General features: G+C 60.9%; 15 protein-coding genes. 6 read left to right on the top strand and 9 right to left on the bottom strand.

What is annotated here, in order from left to right; translation table 11 throughout:
• Nucleotides 1-138: 138 nt before the first annotated feature.
• Complete coding sequence (locus OS035_RS18645) at nucleotides 139-453, bottom strand: hypothetical protein (RefSeq protein WP_097625270.1); 315 nt, start codon at nucleotides 451-453, stop codon at nucleotides 139-141.
• Between the two features lie 250 nt (nucleotides 454-703).
• On the opposite strand from OS035_RS18645, the gene OS035_RS18640 reads away from it, so the two are divergent.
• Nucleotides 704-946, top strand: a complete 243-nt coding sequence (locus tag OS035_RS18640) for a hypothetical protein (protein ID WP_097625269.1) — start codon at nucleotides 704-706, stop codon at nucleotides 944-946.
• Nucleotides 947-1409: 463 nt separating this feature from the next.
• Here OS035_RS18640 and OS035_RS18635 read toward each other — a convergent pair whose 3' ends face one another.
• The gene (locus OS035_RS18635; RefSeq protein WP_003586986.1) at nucleotides 1410-1589 is read right to left on the bottom strand and encodes a hypothetical protein; all 180 of its coding nucleotides are present in this window, start codon (nucleotides 1587-1589) and stop codon (nucleotides 1410-1412) included.
• A gap of 340 nt (nucleotides 1590-1929) precedes the next feature.
• Between OS035_RS18635 and OS035_RS18630 the strand changes: the two genes are divergently transcribed.
• From OS035_RS18630 to OS035_RS18620, 3 genes are all read left to right on the top strand, one after another.
• Nucleotides 1930-2841 carry a hypothetical protein gene (locus OS035_RS18630; RefSeq protein ID WP_183777748.1) on the top strand — a complete coding sequence of 304 codons (912 nt, stop codon included), beginning with the start codon at nucleotides 1930-1932 and terminating at the stop codon, nucleotides 2839-2841.
• Nucleotides 2842-2998: 157 nt separating this feature from the next.
• Complete coding sequence (locus OS035_RS18625) at nucleotides 2999-5113, top strand: catalase (protein ID WP_097625267.1); 2115 nt, start codon at nucleotides 2999-3001, stop codon at nucleotides 5111-5113.
• A gap of 141 nt (nucleotides 5114-5254) precedes the next feature.
• Nucleotides 5255-5605: a low affinity iron permease family protein gene (locus OS035_RS18620; RefSeq protein WP_183777749.1), complete on the top strand. Its 351-nt coding sequence runs from the start codon at nucleotides 5255-5257 to the stop codon at nucleotides 5603-5605.
• A gap of 24 nt (nucleotides 5606-5629) precedes the next feature.
• Here the strand turns inward: OS035_RS18620 and OS035_RS18615 are convergent, their stop codons facing one another.
• Nucleotides 5630-6037 carry a low affinity iron permease family protein gene (locus tag OS035_RS18615; RefSeq protein WP_097625458.1) on the bottom strand — a complete coding sequence of 136 codons (408 nt, stop codon included), beginning with the start codon at nucleotides 6035-6037 and terminating at the stop codon, nucleotides 5630-5632.
• A gap of 210 nt (nucleotides 6038-6247) precedes the next feature.
• On the opposite strand from OS035_RS18615, the gene OS035_RS18610 reads away from it, so the two are divergent.
• The gene (locus OS035_RS18610) at nucleotides 6248-7339 is read left to right on the top strand and encodes an extracellular catalytic domain type 1 short-chain-length polyhydroxyalkanoate depolymerase (protein WP_183777750.1); all 1092 of its coding nucleotides are present in this window, start codon (nucleotides 6248-6250) and stop codon (nucleotides 7337-7339) included.
• 72 nt (nucleotides 7340-7411) lie between these two features.
• On the opposite strand, the gene OS035_RS18605 is transcribed toward OS035_RS18610, so the two are convergent.
• Nucleotides 7412-7711, bottom strand: coding sequence for a DUF6074 family protein (locus OS035_RS18605; protein ID WP_003586992.1), 300 nt, complete (start codon nucleotides 7709-7711; stop codon nucleotides 7412-7414).
• Between the two features lie 200 nt (nucleotides 7712-7911).
• Between OS035_RS18605 and OS035_RS18600 the strand changes: the two genes are divergently transcribed.
• The gene (locus OS035_RS18600; protein WP_183777751.1) at nucleotides 7912-9177 is read left to right on the top strand and encodes a glycerate kinase type-2 family protein; all 1266 of its coding nucleotides are present in this window, start codon (nucleotides 7912-7914) and stop codon (nucleotides 9175-9177) included.
• Between the two features lie 5 nt (nucleotides 9178-9182).
• Here the strand turns inward: OS035_RS18600 and OS035_RS18595 are convergent, their stop codons facing one another.
• The 5 genes from OS035_RS18595 to OS035_RS18575 all read right to left on the bottom strand — a co-directional run bounded on the left by OS035_RS18595 (nucleotide 9183) and on the right by OS035_RS18575 (nucleotide 15122).
• Nucleotides 9183-10130 (bottom strand): NAD-dependent epimerase/dehydratase family protein, encoded by a 948-nt coding sequence (locus OS035_RS18595; RefSeq protein ID WP_183777752.1) that lies wholly within the window; start codon nucleotides 10128-10130, stop codon nucleotides 9183-9185.
• Nucleotides 10131-10226: 96 nt separating this feature from the next.
• Nucleotides 10227-11183, bottom strand: a complete 957-nt coding sequence (locus tag OS035_RS18590) for a lytic transglycosylase domain-containing protein (protein WP_097625261.1) — start codon at nucleotides 11181-11183, stop codon at nucleotides 10227-10229.
• A gap of 149 nt (nucleotides 11184-11332) precedes the next feature.
• Nucleotides 11333-11992, bottom strand: a complete 660-nt coding sequence (locus OS035_RS18585; RefSeq protein ID WP_049734242.1) for a peroxiredoxin — start codon at nucleotides 11990-11992, stop codon at nucleotides 11333-11335.
• Nucleotides 11993-12281: 289 nt separating this feature from the next.
• A complete protein-coding gene (locus OS035_RS18580) occupies nucleotides 12282-13280 on the bottom strand; it encodes a TRAP transporter substrate-binding protein (RefSeq protein WP_097625260.1) in 999 nt (332 codons plus the stop codon).
• Between the two features lie 15 nt (nucleotides 13281-13295).
• Complete coding sequence (locus OS035_RS18575; protein WP_183777753.1) at nucleotides 13296-15122, bottom strand: TRAP transporter large permease; 1827 nt, start codon at nucleotides 15120-15122, stop codon at nucleotides 13296-13298.
• Nucleotides 15123-15231 lie beyond the last annotated feature (109 nt).

The raw sequence follows: 15231 nt of genomic DNA, 5'->3' as shown, positions 1-15231 counted from the left end.
AAGGTCGGCGCGAGCGTTCGCCCCGACCTTTTTCTTTGTTCAGGCGCCAGACACAAAACGCTCGCCGAGTTGGAGCTTGGCGGGCTGCTGTGGTTGTGGGGTGAGGTCGACGGCTTCAAGAGATCGGAGCGATGCCGACTAAAAATTGAAATACACGGTCACGCCTGATCGACGACGATAGGGGTAATCGTCGCGATAGCCGTAATAGTCGCGATAGCCGTAGTGCCGAGGACGGTAGCACGAGCCGTAATACCGGCAGTCGCGGTAAGCGTACCGGCTTTTCTTCCAGTGGCCATACGCATGTCCATTGCCGTGGCGACGGTCTTTGACCTGCTCGAAGTCGGCGGTGTGCATTGCTACCGGTTTCGGCACGAAAATCGGCGTGGCGTTTAGCGGCAGAGCGAAACATGCAGTCAAGACTGTGGCTGCGACTACGGGAAAAAGCTTTTTCATCGGCGCATCCTTTCAGGCCCCGAGTCTCGGTTAATACGCATTAACCTGGCATGAACGGCTCTCCTCTGTGGAATTTCCAGAAAGACCCGCCGCCGCGCCCCAGTGTCGGAAGGGGTGGTGATCGCGCCGGTCATCGGTGTTGGAGGAGCGGAGGTCACGTCAATGTGGCGCGGATTGCGCGACTCGAAAACAGCGGCGGCGCTTCACGTGCGGTAGCCAAAGAACCACCAAAGGTGTAGAGCCCATCGACATGGCCCTAGACCCGCTCAAAGCACTCTCCGACTATTCCGAAGCCGATTGTACCGTGCAGTTCTGGATCGCCGGCGCGCCCGCAGTTGAATTCAAATCTCTACAGGCCGCCGTGAGTTACGCTAGAAATAATGGCGGACGATGGCAGGAGATCGAAATCACGGTGCATTTGCCGCGCGAGGATATCGTCTACGCAACCGACAAGGTGCACCAGTTGATCGATGCGTTGCCCCGCGGCCAGTGACATTGTTGGAATCGGCCCAAAGATCCACCTCGCAAGAGAATCAGCGTCGCCGCGGTCGTGTGCGCCCACGGGGCGCCCGGCCTTTATCGATGGTGATTGCTCAGGGCCTGTGTCCTGGCGTTCGCCTTTAACGAAAGCAACAAGCGACGAACCGGTCATCTTTGCGTTGCCGGTCTGATGGTATAGAGACTGCGGCAGGACGCGACCGCCATTAAATTAAGAATGGGGTCGGGCGGCAGATTGACGTCACGTCGCTGCCACGAGATCACGTGGCCGTTCTTTCTTGATCGTTAGAGCGTGGGAACCGTGCCCTCGGCTCCCTTCAAACATATACTATCGCCAAAACCATCAAACGGGAATGACGCCAGGAGCGGATCACGAATCCTGCCGGCCGACCTGCGCGACCGCTCACGAAGCACCTCCGCCCGCAAGCTGCCGTTATAATCGGACGAGCCGACCGCTTCTAATAGCTGCACGAACGGCCATCGCCGGGTCGGAAGCCATCGGCGCAGGCCGGATTCAAGGAATCTCCCGGTTGATATCCCGACGCCGAGCCGTATGAATTCGGCGCCGTCGAGCAGGCGGAAGTGATAAAGGCAAGACTGATTGCTCCGGCCGCTACAAATGCCCGAAATCTGTTCATCGATGCTTCTCCGATTCACGCTGTGATGCAGCCATGAGTTTCTGCCTTTGGGAGTAACGGGAGAATTTCCCCACCTTGAACCCAAGATATAGGTGCGCTCCCCGGCTGGCGTTAGCGCGAGCGCCCTAGATTTCGTCAATCTTATAATCTGCGTCTGAAGATCGTCGATGATCAAGCGGGCCGGGAACAAACACCGCGGTTAAAAGTTGAGTGGCATCAACAACGTAACGTCAGCTTTGACAGGAGGTCTCTCATGGGTCGCGGTATTCTACTTTGGCTGCTCGGTGTTCCACTGCCTATCATCATCCTTCTTGCTCTGTTTATGCGGTAGGAACAGATCATGTCGGTTTCAATGACAGGTTCCGGAGAGGTTGCCACTCCGGTTGAATCCTCCAAATCGGCCATGACATGGGGGCCCATCTTCGGGGGCGCCGCCGCGGCCATTGGCGTCACCCTCATTCTACTGCTGCTTGGATCCGGGCTCGGGCTGACCATGGTGTCGCCCTGGTCGGGGCAAAGCAGTTCGCTCGGGACACTCGGCGTGACGGCGGCAATCTGGCTCGTTCTCGTGCAATGGCTCTCTTCGGCGCTCGGAGGCTACATTACCGGCCGGCTGCGGACGAAATGGGCGGCTGTTCACACGGACGAGGTTTTCTTCCGTGACACGGCTCATGGTTTCCTAAGCTGGGCGCTGGCGACCGTCTTCGTCGCCGGGTTTCTCGCATCATCGTTGACCTCGCTGGCCGGCGCGGGTGCACAAGCCGCGGGATCGGTCGTGGGATCGACCGCCACGGCCGCCGGCACGGCAGCAGCTTCGTCGGCAACCTCGCCGGTGGATCTGTCCACGTCCTATTTTACCGACGCATTGCTGCGCCCTGACCAGGCTCGCGCCGCGGCGACGTCCAATGATGCCGCGGCAACGTCCGAGGTGTCCCGCATCCTCCTCAACGGCGCTGCCCAGGGCCAGGTTCCCGATGACGACAAGGCCTATCTTGCCACCATCGTATCGTCCCGAACGGGTCTTTCCGAAGCCGATGCACGCACCCGCGTCGATACGGTGCTGAAGCGGATCGACGACGCCAAGGTCGCCGCCCAGAAAGCTGCCGATGAGGCACGCAAGGCGGCCTCCACGACGGCCCTGCTCGGCTCGCTGTCGCTTCTGATCGGGGCTTTCATCGCCTCTGCTGCCGCAGCGTTTGGCGGATCGCAACGCGACGAAGAGGAAGATCTCATCGTTGCACGCCGGCTCTGAAAACCGCCGGAAACCGGGGGCGCGGGGTCGAAGGGCCCCGCGCCCTATTTTACGTTTGAACGCAACCCTTCGCCAGGTTGCAGTTTATTTCGCGGCGAGCGGAACATGTCGCCATTTTTGAGCTTCGGTTAGGTCACACCCTTTCCGGAGAAGATAGATGGCCAAGAAGACGAAGACCTCGCCCTCGGACAACGCGACGATTCATGATCAGAAACTGCACCGCGGTGCAGGCGGTGAGTTGCATCAGTTTGCCGAGCACGGCATGCCGGTGCTGACCACAGCACAAGGCGGCCCCGTTTCCGACGATCAGAATACGCTTCGTCTCGGCGCCCGCGGCCCCGCCCTCATCGATGACTTCCATTTTCGCGAGAAGATCTTCCATTTCGACCACGAGCGCATCCCCGAGCGGGTCGTGCATGCGCGGGGTTATGGCGCCCATGGCTATTTCGAAACCTATGAATCGCTGGCCGCCTACACCCGGGCCGATCTGTTCCAACGGCCCGGGGAAAAGACGCCGGCCTTCGTGCGGTTTTCGACAGTCGCCGGCAGCAAGGGGTCCTTCGATCTGGCGCGCGACGTGCGCGGTTTCGCGGTGAAGCTCTACACGCAGCAGGGTAATTGGGATCTGGTCGGCAATAACATTCCCGTCTTCTTCATTCAGGACGCGATCAAATTTCCGGACATCATCCATTCCGTAAAGCCGGAACCCGACAGGCAATTTCCGCAGGCGCAGTCGGCGCATGACAATTTCTGGGACTTCATCTCGCTCACCCCGGAAAGCATGCATATGATCATGTGGGTCATGTCGGACCGCGCCATCCCGCGCTCCTTCCGTTTCATGGAGGGGTTTGGCGTTCACACCTTCCGCTTCGTCAACGCGGCCGATGAATCGACCTTCGTCAAATTCCACTGGAAACCGAAACTCGGCCTGCAGTCCGTCGCCTGGAACGAGGCGGTCAAGATTAATGGTGCGGATCCGGATTTCCATCGCCGCGACCTTTGGCAGTCGATCCAGTCAGGAAACTTCCCGGAGTGGGAACTCTGTGTCCAGCTTTTCGATCAGGATTTCGCCGACACGTTCGACTTCGACATCCTCGATCCGACAAAGATCATTCCCGAGGAGATCCTGCCGGTCAAACCGATCGGCCGTCTGGTGCTCGACCGAATGCCCGAGAACTTTTTCGCCGAGACCGAGCAAGTCGCGTTCATGACGCAGAACGTTCCGCCCGGCATCGATTTCAGCAACGACCCGCTTCTGCAGGGACGGAACTTCTCCTATCTCGACACGCAGCTAAAACGTCTGGGCGGCCCGAATTTCACCCATCTGCCGATCAACGCGCCGAAATGTCCCTTCCACAATTTCCAGCAGGATGGCCACATGGCGATGCGCAATCCTGTCGGACGGGTCAATTACCAGCCGAACTCCTGGAATCAGGGACCGCGAGAATCGCCGGTTCAGGGCTATCGTCACCTGCCGGCCGAGGAGCAGGGTGCCAAGGTCCGGTTGCGGCCGGAAAGCTTTGCCGACCATTACAGCCAGGCCAGGCAGTTCTTCATCAGTCAGACTCCGCCGGAGCAACGCCATATTGCAGCAGCGCTGATCTTCGAATTGAGCAAAGTCGAAACACCGGTCATTCGCGAGCGGATGGTCTCGCATCTTATGAACATCGATGAGACTTTGGCCAGCAAGGTCGGCCACGCACTCGGCTTCAAATCGATGCCGAAGCCTGCCGATGCCGCCATGCCGACGCGCCAGGATCTCGAGCCGTCGCCGGCGCTCAGCATTATCGAGCGCGGTCCGAAGCGGTTCGAAGGACGCAAGCTCGGTATTCTTGTCACCGATGGCAGCGACGCCGCGATCTTCAAGGCGCTGCTTGCCGAGGTCACCGAGCAGAAGGCAACATTCGAAGTGATCGCGCCAAAGATTGGCGGCGTGACGCTCTCGGACGGCAATTGGATCGAGGCGCATCAGATGATCGACGGCGGACCTTCGGTGCTTTACGACGCCGTCGCGCTGCTGCCCTCGTCGGCGGGAAGCAGTGATCTGCTAAAGGAGGCAACGGCCCATGATTTCGTTTCGGATGCCTTCGTGCACTGCAAGTTCATCGGCTATGTGGAAACAGCGCTGCCCCTCATGCAAAGGGCCGGAATTGCCGATTCCCTGGATGAGGGCGTGCTTGCGCTTAGAGCGGCCGGGGATGTCGCGGCCTTTGTTAAAGCGCTTGGCAAACTGCGTGTCTGGGGCCGCGAACCGTCGGTCAAACTGAATTGAACATAGGGTGGCCATAAGAATGGCTCGTCGTCTAAAACCCGCGGAAACGCGGGTTTTAAACTGTTCGCAGCACTTAATGTATTGAGCTTGGATGATGGAAACATCTGCTCCCTCTTTCGTTTATGCGCTGTGGAGAGCCGTATGCGCTGGCGTTTTCGACAGATTTCCGACTTGGCCGTCTTGTGGGCGGGGCATCGCGTGGTCCCTGTCACGCTGGTCGCGTTGGTCGCCATATGGGCGGCGGCGGGCGTCACTTTTTCTTTCCCACGGCAATGGTTTCTGCTGACCAACATGATGGGGACACTCATCATATTTTTTATTCTTCTGCTGGTGCAGCACTCCCAAAATCGGGACATGGTGGCACTCCAAACCAAGCTCGACGAACTGATCCGATCAAGCAAGGCCGGAAATCACTGGATTGCGGCTGAGAAGAAGGAGGTCGAGGCCATCGAGGAAATGCGCCAGCAACACCATGACAAGATGACAAACTGAAAAGTCGCATCGAGGCGATATGCATCAGGTGGAGGCTGCCTCCGCGGCAGATTTCTCATCCGCTTTTTCCTCGACGCATTCGGCTTGCGCGGCAAGCGTCTTGCTCATTTCTCTGAGTTCACCCTCGTCCAACTTTTCGATGCCGACGAACTTGTTGGCGGCCTGGCTCGTCAGGATGAGTTCGTCCAGCTTGGCCTGGACCGCTTTGCCGTCACGGTTCTGGCTGTTCTGCAACACGAAGACCATCAGGAAAGTGATAATGGTCGTGGTCGTATTGATCACAAGCTGCCAGGTTTCAGAATAGCCGAAAAAGGGTCCCGATACCGCCCAGGCAATCACGAGCGTCAGAGCCGCGACAAAGGTGAACGGCTTTCCCGAGAAATCGGCGACGATGGTTGCAAAGGAAGAGAAGAAGTTGGGTTTGTTCGACATCTGAAAGGCCTCGCTAATTGCAGCGACAATGCTGTCAATCGACAACATCAACGTCATTTCCGGACCGAAGTTCCTCGCCCGGCGAGCCTACCCGCGCTACCGGAAATCCAGCCTGCTCAGAAAATATTGTGCAGCGCAGCAACTTTCCGCCGACTGACGCGTTTACGCAGGCATCACCGCCATCCCGGCTGCTGATTGGCGGAGACTTTCATGAGATCTATGTCCGACACGCTCGCACGCCTTGCTGCGTTGCGAGGAACGCTTCGCCCCCGCCCCACGCAGGAAAATCCCGATCTGATTGCCCTGGGCACATTTGGTGCAAACCCGGGTGCTTTGGGAGGTTACATCTTCCTGCCGTCGAAGCGCGCAAAGAACATGGCGCTGGTCACCGTCCTGCACGGCTGCACTCAGACCGCCGCCGGCTATGACATCGGGTCGGGGTGGTCGCGATTGGCAGAGGATTATGGTTTCGCGCTGTTGTTTCCCGAGCAGCGAAGGGCAAACAATCCCAACCTCTGCTTCAACTGGTTCAACCCGGAGGATATAGGCCGGGATCATGGCGAGGTCTTTTCCATTCGCCAGATGATCGCAAAGGTCGTTGCGGAACACAGCATCGACAGCAGGCGCGTATTCGTGACCGGGCTTTCGGCCGGTGGCGCCATGACCGCCGCCATGCTTGCCACCTATCCGGAGATTTTTGCCGGAGGCGCCATCATTGCAGGCCTGCCCTATGCCAGCGCCGCGACCATTCCCGAGGCGTTCGACCGAATGCGCGGTCATGGCGGCCCGACCGCCAAAGAACTGCAACTGCGGTTGAGAAACGCCTCAACCCACAAAGGCCCGTGGCCGACTTTGTCGCTCTGGCAGGGAAGCGCGGACAGAACCGTCGTGCCATCGAATGCAAATGCAATCGTCGACCAATGGAGAAATATCCACGGCATCGACGTATCGCCGTCGCGCGTGGAAAATATCGGACGCCATCAGCGAAGGGTCTGGACCGACGCTCACGGGGTGGAGGTGATCGAGCTCTATACGATTGCCGGAATGGATCACGGCACGCCGCTCGACGTCGGCACCGGCTACGGGGCGAGCGGCCCCTTCATGCTTGAAATCGGAATTTCCTCGACCGTCGAAATCGCCAGGTCCTGGGGCCTGGTTCCCTCGTTTGAAAAGCGGCGCAATGTAAAACCCGCTACTGCGCAACCGGAAAACGTCGCAGGTTCATCTGCCATAGGGGATGATCGCGGCGGCATCCAGAAGGTCATTGAAGACGCCCTTCGATCTGCCGGGCTGCTGCGGTAAAGCGACAGAACGGGAGCAAACTGGTTGCCACGCCATTCGCCTGGGGACCGTCCAGATTCAGCGAGAGCGCCGCTATCGGTTCTGAGACTTGGGCAGCGGACCGTTTTGATGGCTGAGGACGAGTTCGATCTGGACATCCTGCTGAAACTGCAGCACCCGCTCGCCGACGTCGCTCTCCGGCATTCCGGCTGCCAGAAGCTGATCTGCGAGCCTGCGGCATTCAGCCCTCCAGAATGCAATCGCATCCGCGCCATGTCTGCGGCCGAGTTCACGGGCGCAGCGCTCGATATTGGCGGTTCCGGTTCCGGAGGGAAAAGCAATCACCACGCCTTCACTCTGGGCGGCGGGGCGGCAGGTCATTTCAGTAGCCATCGAACACAGGTTCCTTTGATCCTGTTCGTTGTCTACGGGACTATGGTTAATGCTTTCTATCGTTCGTATCCGTTCCTTTCGATGAAGCAGAATTTGCAGTCCACAACCGTCACACTGCCTCGTCTTCGACCTTGACGCCGGCACGGGGATGCGTCGACAGTCGGTGTGATGATCGACACTCCAGGCAGCAGAGACCACCGATGACGATAAGCGCGCCCCGCGATTTCCTGAAAAGCCTGTTCGACGCGGCTGTTCGCGCCGCCGATCCGATGACCGGCATCAAGGCAAACCTGCCTGACAGGCCGCAGGGAAAGACCGTGGTGATCGGCGCCGGCAAGGGTGCCGCGCAGATGGCGCGAGCGCTCGAAAGCGTGTGGGACGGGCCGCTTACGGGTCTGGTGGTCACGCGCTACGGCTATGGCTGCGACACACGCGACATCGAGATCATCGAGGCTGCCCATCCTGTTCCCGATGCGGCGGGACTTGCAGCGGCAAGACGGCTGACGGAGACGGTGAGCGGACTGACGGAAGACGATCTGGTGATCGCGCTGATCTGCGGCGGCGGCTCGGCGCTGCTGCCCGCCCCGCCGGTGGGGCTGACACTCGAAGACGAGATTGCGCTCAACGAAATCCTGCTCGCCTCGGGGGCGCCGATCTCGGCGATGAACGTCGTGCGCAAGCATCTCTCGACCATCAAAGGCGGGAGACTTGCGGCAGCAACCAGAGCAAGGGTCGTCAGCCTGATCATCTCCGACATTCCCGGCGACAACCCGGCTCATGTCGCCTCCGGACCGACAGTGCCTGATGGTTCGACGCGGCACGACGCGCTTGAGATCGTCAAGCAATATGGATTACAGCTGCCGCAGGCAGCCCTCGACCATCTGAACTCACCCAAGGCCGATGCGCCGCGGCCCGACGATCCGGTCTTCCGACGCCACGCGCATCACATCATTGCCTCTGCCGGCGTCTCGCTGGAGGCAGCCGCCGCCCTGGCGAAGTCGCAGGGGATAGTGCCGGCGGTCCTTTCGGATGCGATCGAGGGAGAATCGCGTGACGTGGCGCTGGTGCATGCGGCGATCGCCCGCGAGGTGCTCGGCCGGAACAGGCCGTTTTCGAAGCCGGTTGTCATCCTGTCCGGCGGCGAAACGACGGTGACGCTTCGCGCCAAGGGCGGCAAGGGCGGGCGCAACGGCGAATTCGCGCTCGCCATGGCGCTAGCGATCGACGGACAGGAGGGCATTCATCTCCTTGCTGCAGACACGGACGGGATCGACGGCTCCGAGGATAATGCGGGTGCCTTCGCCGATGGCGGCACGGTCAAGCGCCTGCGCGCTGCCCGGCTCGATCCGCGCCGGCTGCTCGACGGCAATGACAGCTATTCGGGCTTTGCCGCCGTCGGCGATCTCTTCGAAACCGGCCCGACCGGTACCAACGTCAATGATTTCAGAGCTATCCTGATCCGTTAGTGGGTCTAGATCCTTCCCTGCCCGATCAGCCAGTCCACAGCCTCCTGCACTGCCTGCAGAGACGTGTATCTCGGGGAGTAACCGAGCAGGCGCCGGGCTTTGGCGATCGAGCAATTCGGGCTGCGGGCGATATGCTCCCATGTCGCCTCCGTATCTTCGGCCGTCTGGCTTTCGGCCCAGACTTCGAATGGGGCGAAGCTGAGTTTCGGCTCCCGCCCAAACCAGTGCGACATGGCTTCGGCATAACCGCAAAGCGTCAGCGCCTGCTCCGAAACCGCGTGGAAGCTCTCGCCGGTCGACGCATTCCAGTTGGCGATCGCATCCATGAACATCGCCGCCACGTCATCGGCATGGACGTGATGGACCGTCTCCAGGCCGAAGTTGGGCAGCGCAAGGGCGTCTCCGCGGGCGAGGGTCGAAAAGACCTGCAGGTTGAAATTGCCTGCAGGGTTGAGCGGCGCCCATCCGCGACCGACGATGTGGCCGGGATGAATGATGGTGGCCGGAAAGCCGCGAAGCCTTGCCTGCTGCAGCATATAGGTTTCGATCGCCGCCTTCTGGATGCCGTAGTCACCGAAGGGAGACTTCGGCGCCTCTTCGAGTGTCGGCACGGTGCGGGGGTAGCCATGGGTCCAGATGGTGCCGGTGTGCAGGAAATGACCGACATGCCCGGATAGCGCGGTCACCAGTTGCTCGGCACTCTCGAGCGTGAAGCAGATCATGTCGATGACGATATCGGCTTTCACTTCACGCACGGCCGGGCCGAATTCGCCGGTCCGTTCCATCTCGGCCCGATCCATCTGGCGCTGGTCGACGGAGGCCCAGGCGCGATTTTCGGTGTAGGGCTTTGCCGCGCCGCGGCTGATGGTAACGACGTCGTGCCCCGCCTCGACCAGACGAGGAACGAGATAGGTTCCGACATGGCCCGTCGCTCCGATGACCAAAACCCGCATTGTCGTTCCTCCCTTTGCATGATCCGCGCCGACTATGCTGCGCCGTGTCGCGATCCTGCAAGCGGAGTTTTCGCCGCGAATGGGAAAGCGGCCCCGTTATCGATTCTTGAAAACAAGGCAGGTGCCGCCGTGAGTGCGGATCTGGTTGCAGAGGCTGTTGGCTTCCAGGCGCGTCTGCCGGCCGATGCGGGCGGCATAACGCGGGCGAAAGCCGAAGCTGCGATCGCGCTGGCGCAGGATCAGCGGCTGTTCCGCATTGAGCGGCGCAGGCAGATCCTGCACCGCATCGAGAAACATGCGCCGGGCCACCGCGACATCCGCGTTCGCGGCAAGCTGGACACCCCAGGGCGCCCAGTCGCCCTCCTGACGCCACGGCGTGTCCTTCAACGTCCGGCGTTCGGCAAGCGCCACGCAGCCGTCGAAAAAGGGCTTGTCCTTATCGAGCGGGGCTGCCGCAGTTTCCGGTGGCTTTTCCTTCCACTCCTCCACCGTATGGGCGGTGATCGCCATCACGTAGCTGCGCGTCTCGTAAGGCAATCTTCCTGACGCCAGGTAAGAAGCAAGACCGTTTTCGCCGGCATTATAGGCGGCGGCGGCAAGGCCGAGATTGCCGAAACGATTGCGCAATTCGTCGAGATACTGCGCCGATTTCCGGAGCGCCTCCAGCACCTGATAGCTGTCTTCAAGACCGCGCAGTTTCGCCGTTCCGGGCATGAACTGGGCAATACCCTGCGCGCCTTTGAAACTGACCGCGTCGGGGCGAAAGGTGCTTTCGCGCCAGATGAGGCGGGCGAAATATTCCGGCGGCAACTGATTGGCCTCGGCGAAATGCTCGATCGCGGCGCAGAGATCGCGATTGAAACTGTCCTTGCGGATGCAGAGCGTCTCATCCGATCCCGACGCAGAAGGCCCGGAATAGAGACAGGCCGGCTCGGCAGCGCTTACTTCCGGCTGGGCCTTTGGCGTGTCTATGACGGTAAACAGAAAGCAGAGCGAAAGCAGGGCCTTCGCCGCTCTCTTCCCCATGCCGGACTGACGCTTTCGCCCTCTCATCGGATCTCAGCAGGTTCGACTACCATCGCGACGCTGATCATAGATAGCATCGTTCACGGCGCGACGCTTCCCCATTTCGGCAATGGCGCATGAAAAAGCCGCCGGGGGCAATGGCCGCGGCGGCTTCCAGAACGGCTTGAAAGCAGCGGTCAGGCCGTCGGCTGCTTGGTCTTCCGGAGATAGGGCAGAACCGTATCGAAGGAGCCGAAACGCGTGATCGCGTCTTCATTGGAAACCGCGGCGGTGATGATGACGTCTTCGCCCTGGTTCCAGTTCGCCGGTGTCGCCACCTGGTGCTTGGCCGTCAGCTGGATGGAATCGATGGCACGCAGGATCTCGTTGAAATTCCGGCCCGTCGTCATCGGATAGGTGAGGATCAGCTTGATCTTCTTATCGGGACCAATGATGAAAACCGAACGCACCGTGGCGTTGTCGGCGGGCGTGCGGCCTTCCGAGCTCTCGCCGGCGCCGGCCGGCAGCATATCGTAGAGCTTGGCGACCTTGAGATCCTTGTCGCCGATCAGCGGATATTCGACATCGAAGCCGGTGGCGGTCTTGATGTCGTTCTTCCACTTGGCATGGCTTTCCACGGGATCGACGGAGATGCCGATGATCTTGGCGCCACGCTTGGAAAAATCGCCCGCCAGGCCGGCCATCGCGCCGAGCTCGGTCGTGCAGACCGGCGTGAAATTCTTCGGATGCGAGAACAGCACGGCCCAGCCATTGCCGATCCACTCATGGAAGCTGATCGGTCCCTGGGTGGTGTCGGCGGTAAAATCGGGGGCAATATCGTTGATGCGTAAGCTCATGGTCGGCCCTCCAAAGCCTTGTGTTTAATGTTGTTTGTTTCAAATCGAGGCCATGGGATCCGTCCGCCGGAAGCGGTCGCGAGATTGCGGTCAACAGGATCGCACCGGCCGAAGGTTAAGAACTTCCCATTCCAGGATTTTAAGTAAGTCATATACCACGATCGCCGAAGGCATGCTCTTTCGATTTCAGGCCTGCGGCGGCATTATTTTTCCGATACATCCGAGCGATGATAAGGCCGATTTTTCAGTCGCCCCTATAGGACCGTCAGCGGTCCGCCCTTCCCCCGCTTCAGGCCGCCTGAACGGTTTTGATCCTGTCGATGCCACCGACGACAGGCGCGAAATCGGCCCAGACACCCTGCGCGCCCTTCTGCCATTCCTCCAAGGCTTCCGGCTTCAACAGCTTTCCGCCATGGCCAAGCGCCGTCTCGACGGACTTCGCCTCGTCGTCGACGATCAGTTGGTTGAAGTAAGCGGCCCCTTCGCTGGAGGCCTGCTCGAATACCGCCTTCTGATCGCCGTTGAGGCCGGCCCAGAAGGCAGAGGAATAATAGATGACGCCTGATGCCCAGATATGGCCGGTCTCGGTCATATCGGGCACGACCTCATAGAGCTTGAAACCTGAGTAGGCCGATTTGGTCAGGTCCATCGCGTCGGCGACGCCGGTTGCGAGCGCATTATAGGTCTCGGTGATCGGAATGCCGATCGGCGTGGTGCCGAATGCGCTCCAGAGCTTGGTGTGCAGCGGGCTCTGGATCACACGGATGCGCTTGCCTTTGAGCTGCTCGGGCCGGGTCACCGGTTCCTTGGTCAGGAGATGGCGCGCGCCGTAATTGATGAAATCGCCGACGACGAAATTCTGCGCCTGCAGCTTCTGTTTGAGATCGGCGCCGACATCGCCGCCGACGGTCCTGCGGACATGGTCGGCATCGCGAAAGAGGAAGGGCAGATCGAGGATCTGCAGCTCCGGTGCCCAGCCGGAAAGCGACGAGGCCGTCGAGAGGCTCGCCTGGATCGAACCGAGGCGCACGCCCTCGGCCACTTCCTTCTCGCCGCCGAGCGCACCGTTCCTGACGATATTGAACTTGAACTGGCCTGGAAGCCTGGCTTCGACCAGCTCGCCGATTTTCACCCAGATCTTGGTTTCCGGCTTGTCGTCGCCGAGCAGCGAGGCGATCGTGATCGTCGTCGTGCGGGCGGCGGCCGTGCGGACGAAAGCGGGCGCTGCGAGCGCCGTTCCGGCGAGCGCTGCGAACTTCAGGAGATTGCGTCGGTTGAGATTGTCCATGGATTGTCCTGTTCGTTAGACAATGATGGCCCAGCCGCAGAGGATTGCGAGCGAGACCAGGAGAGCGAGCAGATAGGGAACCACCGCCCGGAAGAGTTCCGAGGCGGGAATGCGGGTGACGCCGCTGACGACGAAGATCAGCATGCCGAGCGGCGGCGTCAGCCCGTGGATCATCAGGTTGACGACGATGATGACGCCGAACTGGATGGGATCGATGCCGGCGGCGATCGCTGCCGGCAGCAGGATCGGACCGAAGAGCAGGATCGCGGCCCCGATGTCGAGAACGAGACCGACGGCGAGCAGAATGACGTTCGACAAAAGGATGACGGCCAGCGCGCTGCCGCCGAGCGCCGTCGTCAGATAGGCGATCAGCGAAGACACGTCGTCGACCGCCAGCAGGAAGGCGAAAGGGCCGGCCGTGCCGATCAGCAGACCGATCGCCGCCGCTTCGACCGCCGCCTGGCGGAAGATGGCATAGAGCGAGAGGATACCGAGACGGGCGCCGATGCCGAGCAGCACCGTATAGAAAGCGGCGAGCGCTGCCGCTTCCGTCGTCGTGACGATGCCGATGCGGATGCCGACGACGACAATGACACCCAGCCCGAAGGCCGGGATCGCCTGGACCGCCGATTGCCAGCGCTGCCTCGCGGTTGCGCGCGGCAAGGGCACCTGCTCACGCACGGTCAGATGGATGGCGACCGCCAGGCATATGGCCATCAGCCCGCCGGCGAAAAAGCCGCCGACCAGCAGTGCACCGACGGAAAGATTGGTCGCCGAGGCGAGGATGAGAAAGGCAATCGACGGCGGGATGATGTTGTCGAGAACCGATGTCGAGGCGATGATCGCCGCAGCCTGCGCCGGGTGATAACCGTGCTTGACCAATTCCGGTTGGAAGGTCGATGCGCCGAAGGCGGCATTTGCGACCGAGGAACCGGAAGCGCCGGAAAAGAGAACGCTGGTCAGAAGCGTCGTCTGCGCCAGTCCGGCCCGGCGATGACCGACCATGGCGGCGGCAAAGCGCACGAGCTGATTGGCGACGCCTGATGCCGTCAGCAGGCCGCCGGCGAGCAGGAAGAAAGGAATGGCGAGCAGCAGGAATTTCGAGATACCGGTGACGGTCGCAGAAACGATCGCCGGCTCGGGCAGGCTGCTGCCGAAGGCGATGGCGGCATAGGCTGCGGCGAGAAAGGCGTGCGGCAGCGGTGCGGCAAGTACCAGGCCGATCGCCGCGATCAATCCGAGGAAGATGCTCGGCGGCCAGTCGAGATCGAGCAAGATATGCGGGATGCCAGCATAGAGCGCGATGCCGAGGGCCAGCGAAAGAGCAACCGGCAGGACCCGGCGGTCGGCGATGCGCTGCAGAAGCAGCACGATGAGGATCAGCGCGCCGCCGGCACCGAGGAAGCTGAAGCGGATCCATTCCGGCAGGCCGAGCGTCGGCGAGACGCCGCCAAGCATCGTCATGATCTCGCGGCCGCCGAAAGCGAGGATCAGCGCCGAAAGCACGGTGAAGACATCGGCGCCGATCCGCGTCAGCTTCTGCAGGCCTTCCGGCAGCATCCTGACGAAAACGTCGAGACGCATGGCAAGGGCGCTATTGAGGCTGAGCGGCGCGCCGAGCGCGACCAGCGCCACATTCAGCCAGATGCCGAAATCCTCGGTGCCGATGAAGCCGGTACCGAAGAAATAGCGCAGGCAGACAGTGACTAGCACCATGACGAGCAGCACGGCGAGAACGAGCGCTGCGGCAACGCCGAGAACGGCCTCAATTACCCGCAGTGCCCGCGCCGCAAGCCCGTCATCCCCTGCCCGTTGGATCGGATGAAATTCACTGGTGGCCAATAAAACCTGCCTTCTGCCCCGAGGATCAGGCGCTGCCGACACTCGAAAAGATCGAGGTCGAAAGCGCCACGCCTTTTCGCCCAAACGGAGCGCTTCCTCAAGCGTCAAT

Source organism: Rhizobium sp. 268, from assembly GCF_036571585.1.
GTDB lineage: Bacteria > Pseudomonadota > Alphaproteobacteria > Rhizobiales > Rhizobiaceae > Rhizobium > Rhizobium redzepovicii.
The sequence above is the reverse complement of the archived record's forward strand: the minus strand, read 5'-3'. Positions and strand labels throughout refer to the sequence as shown.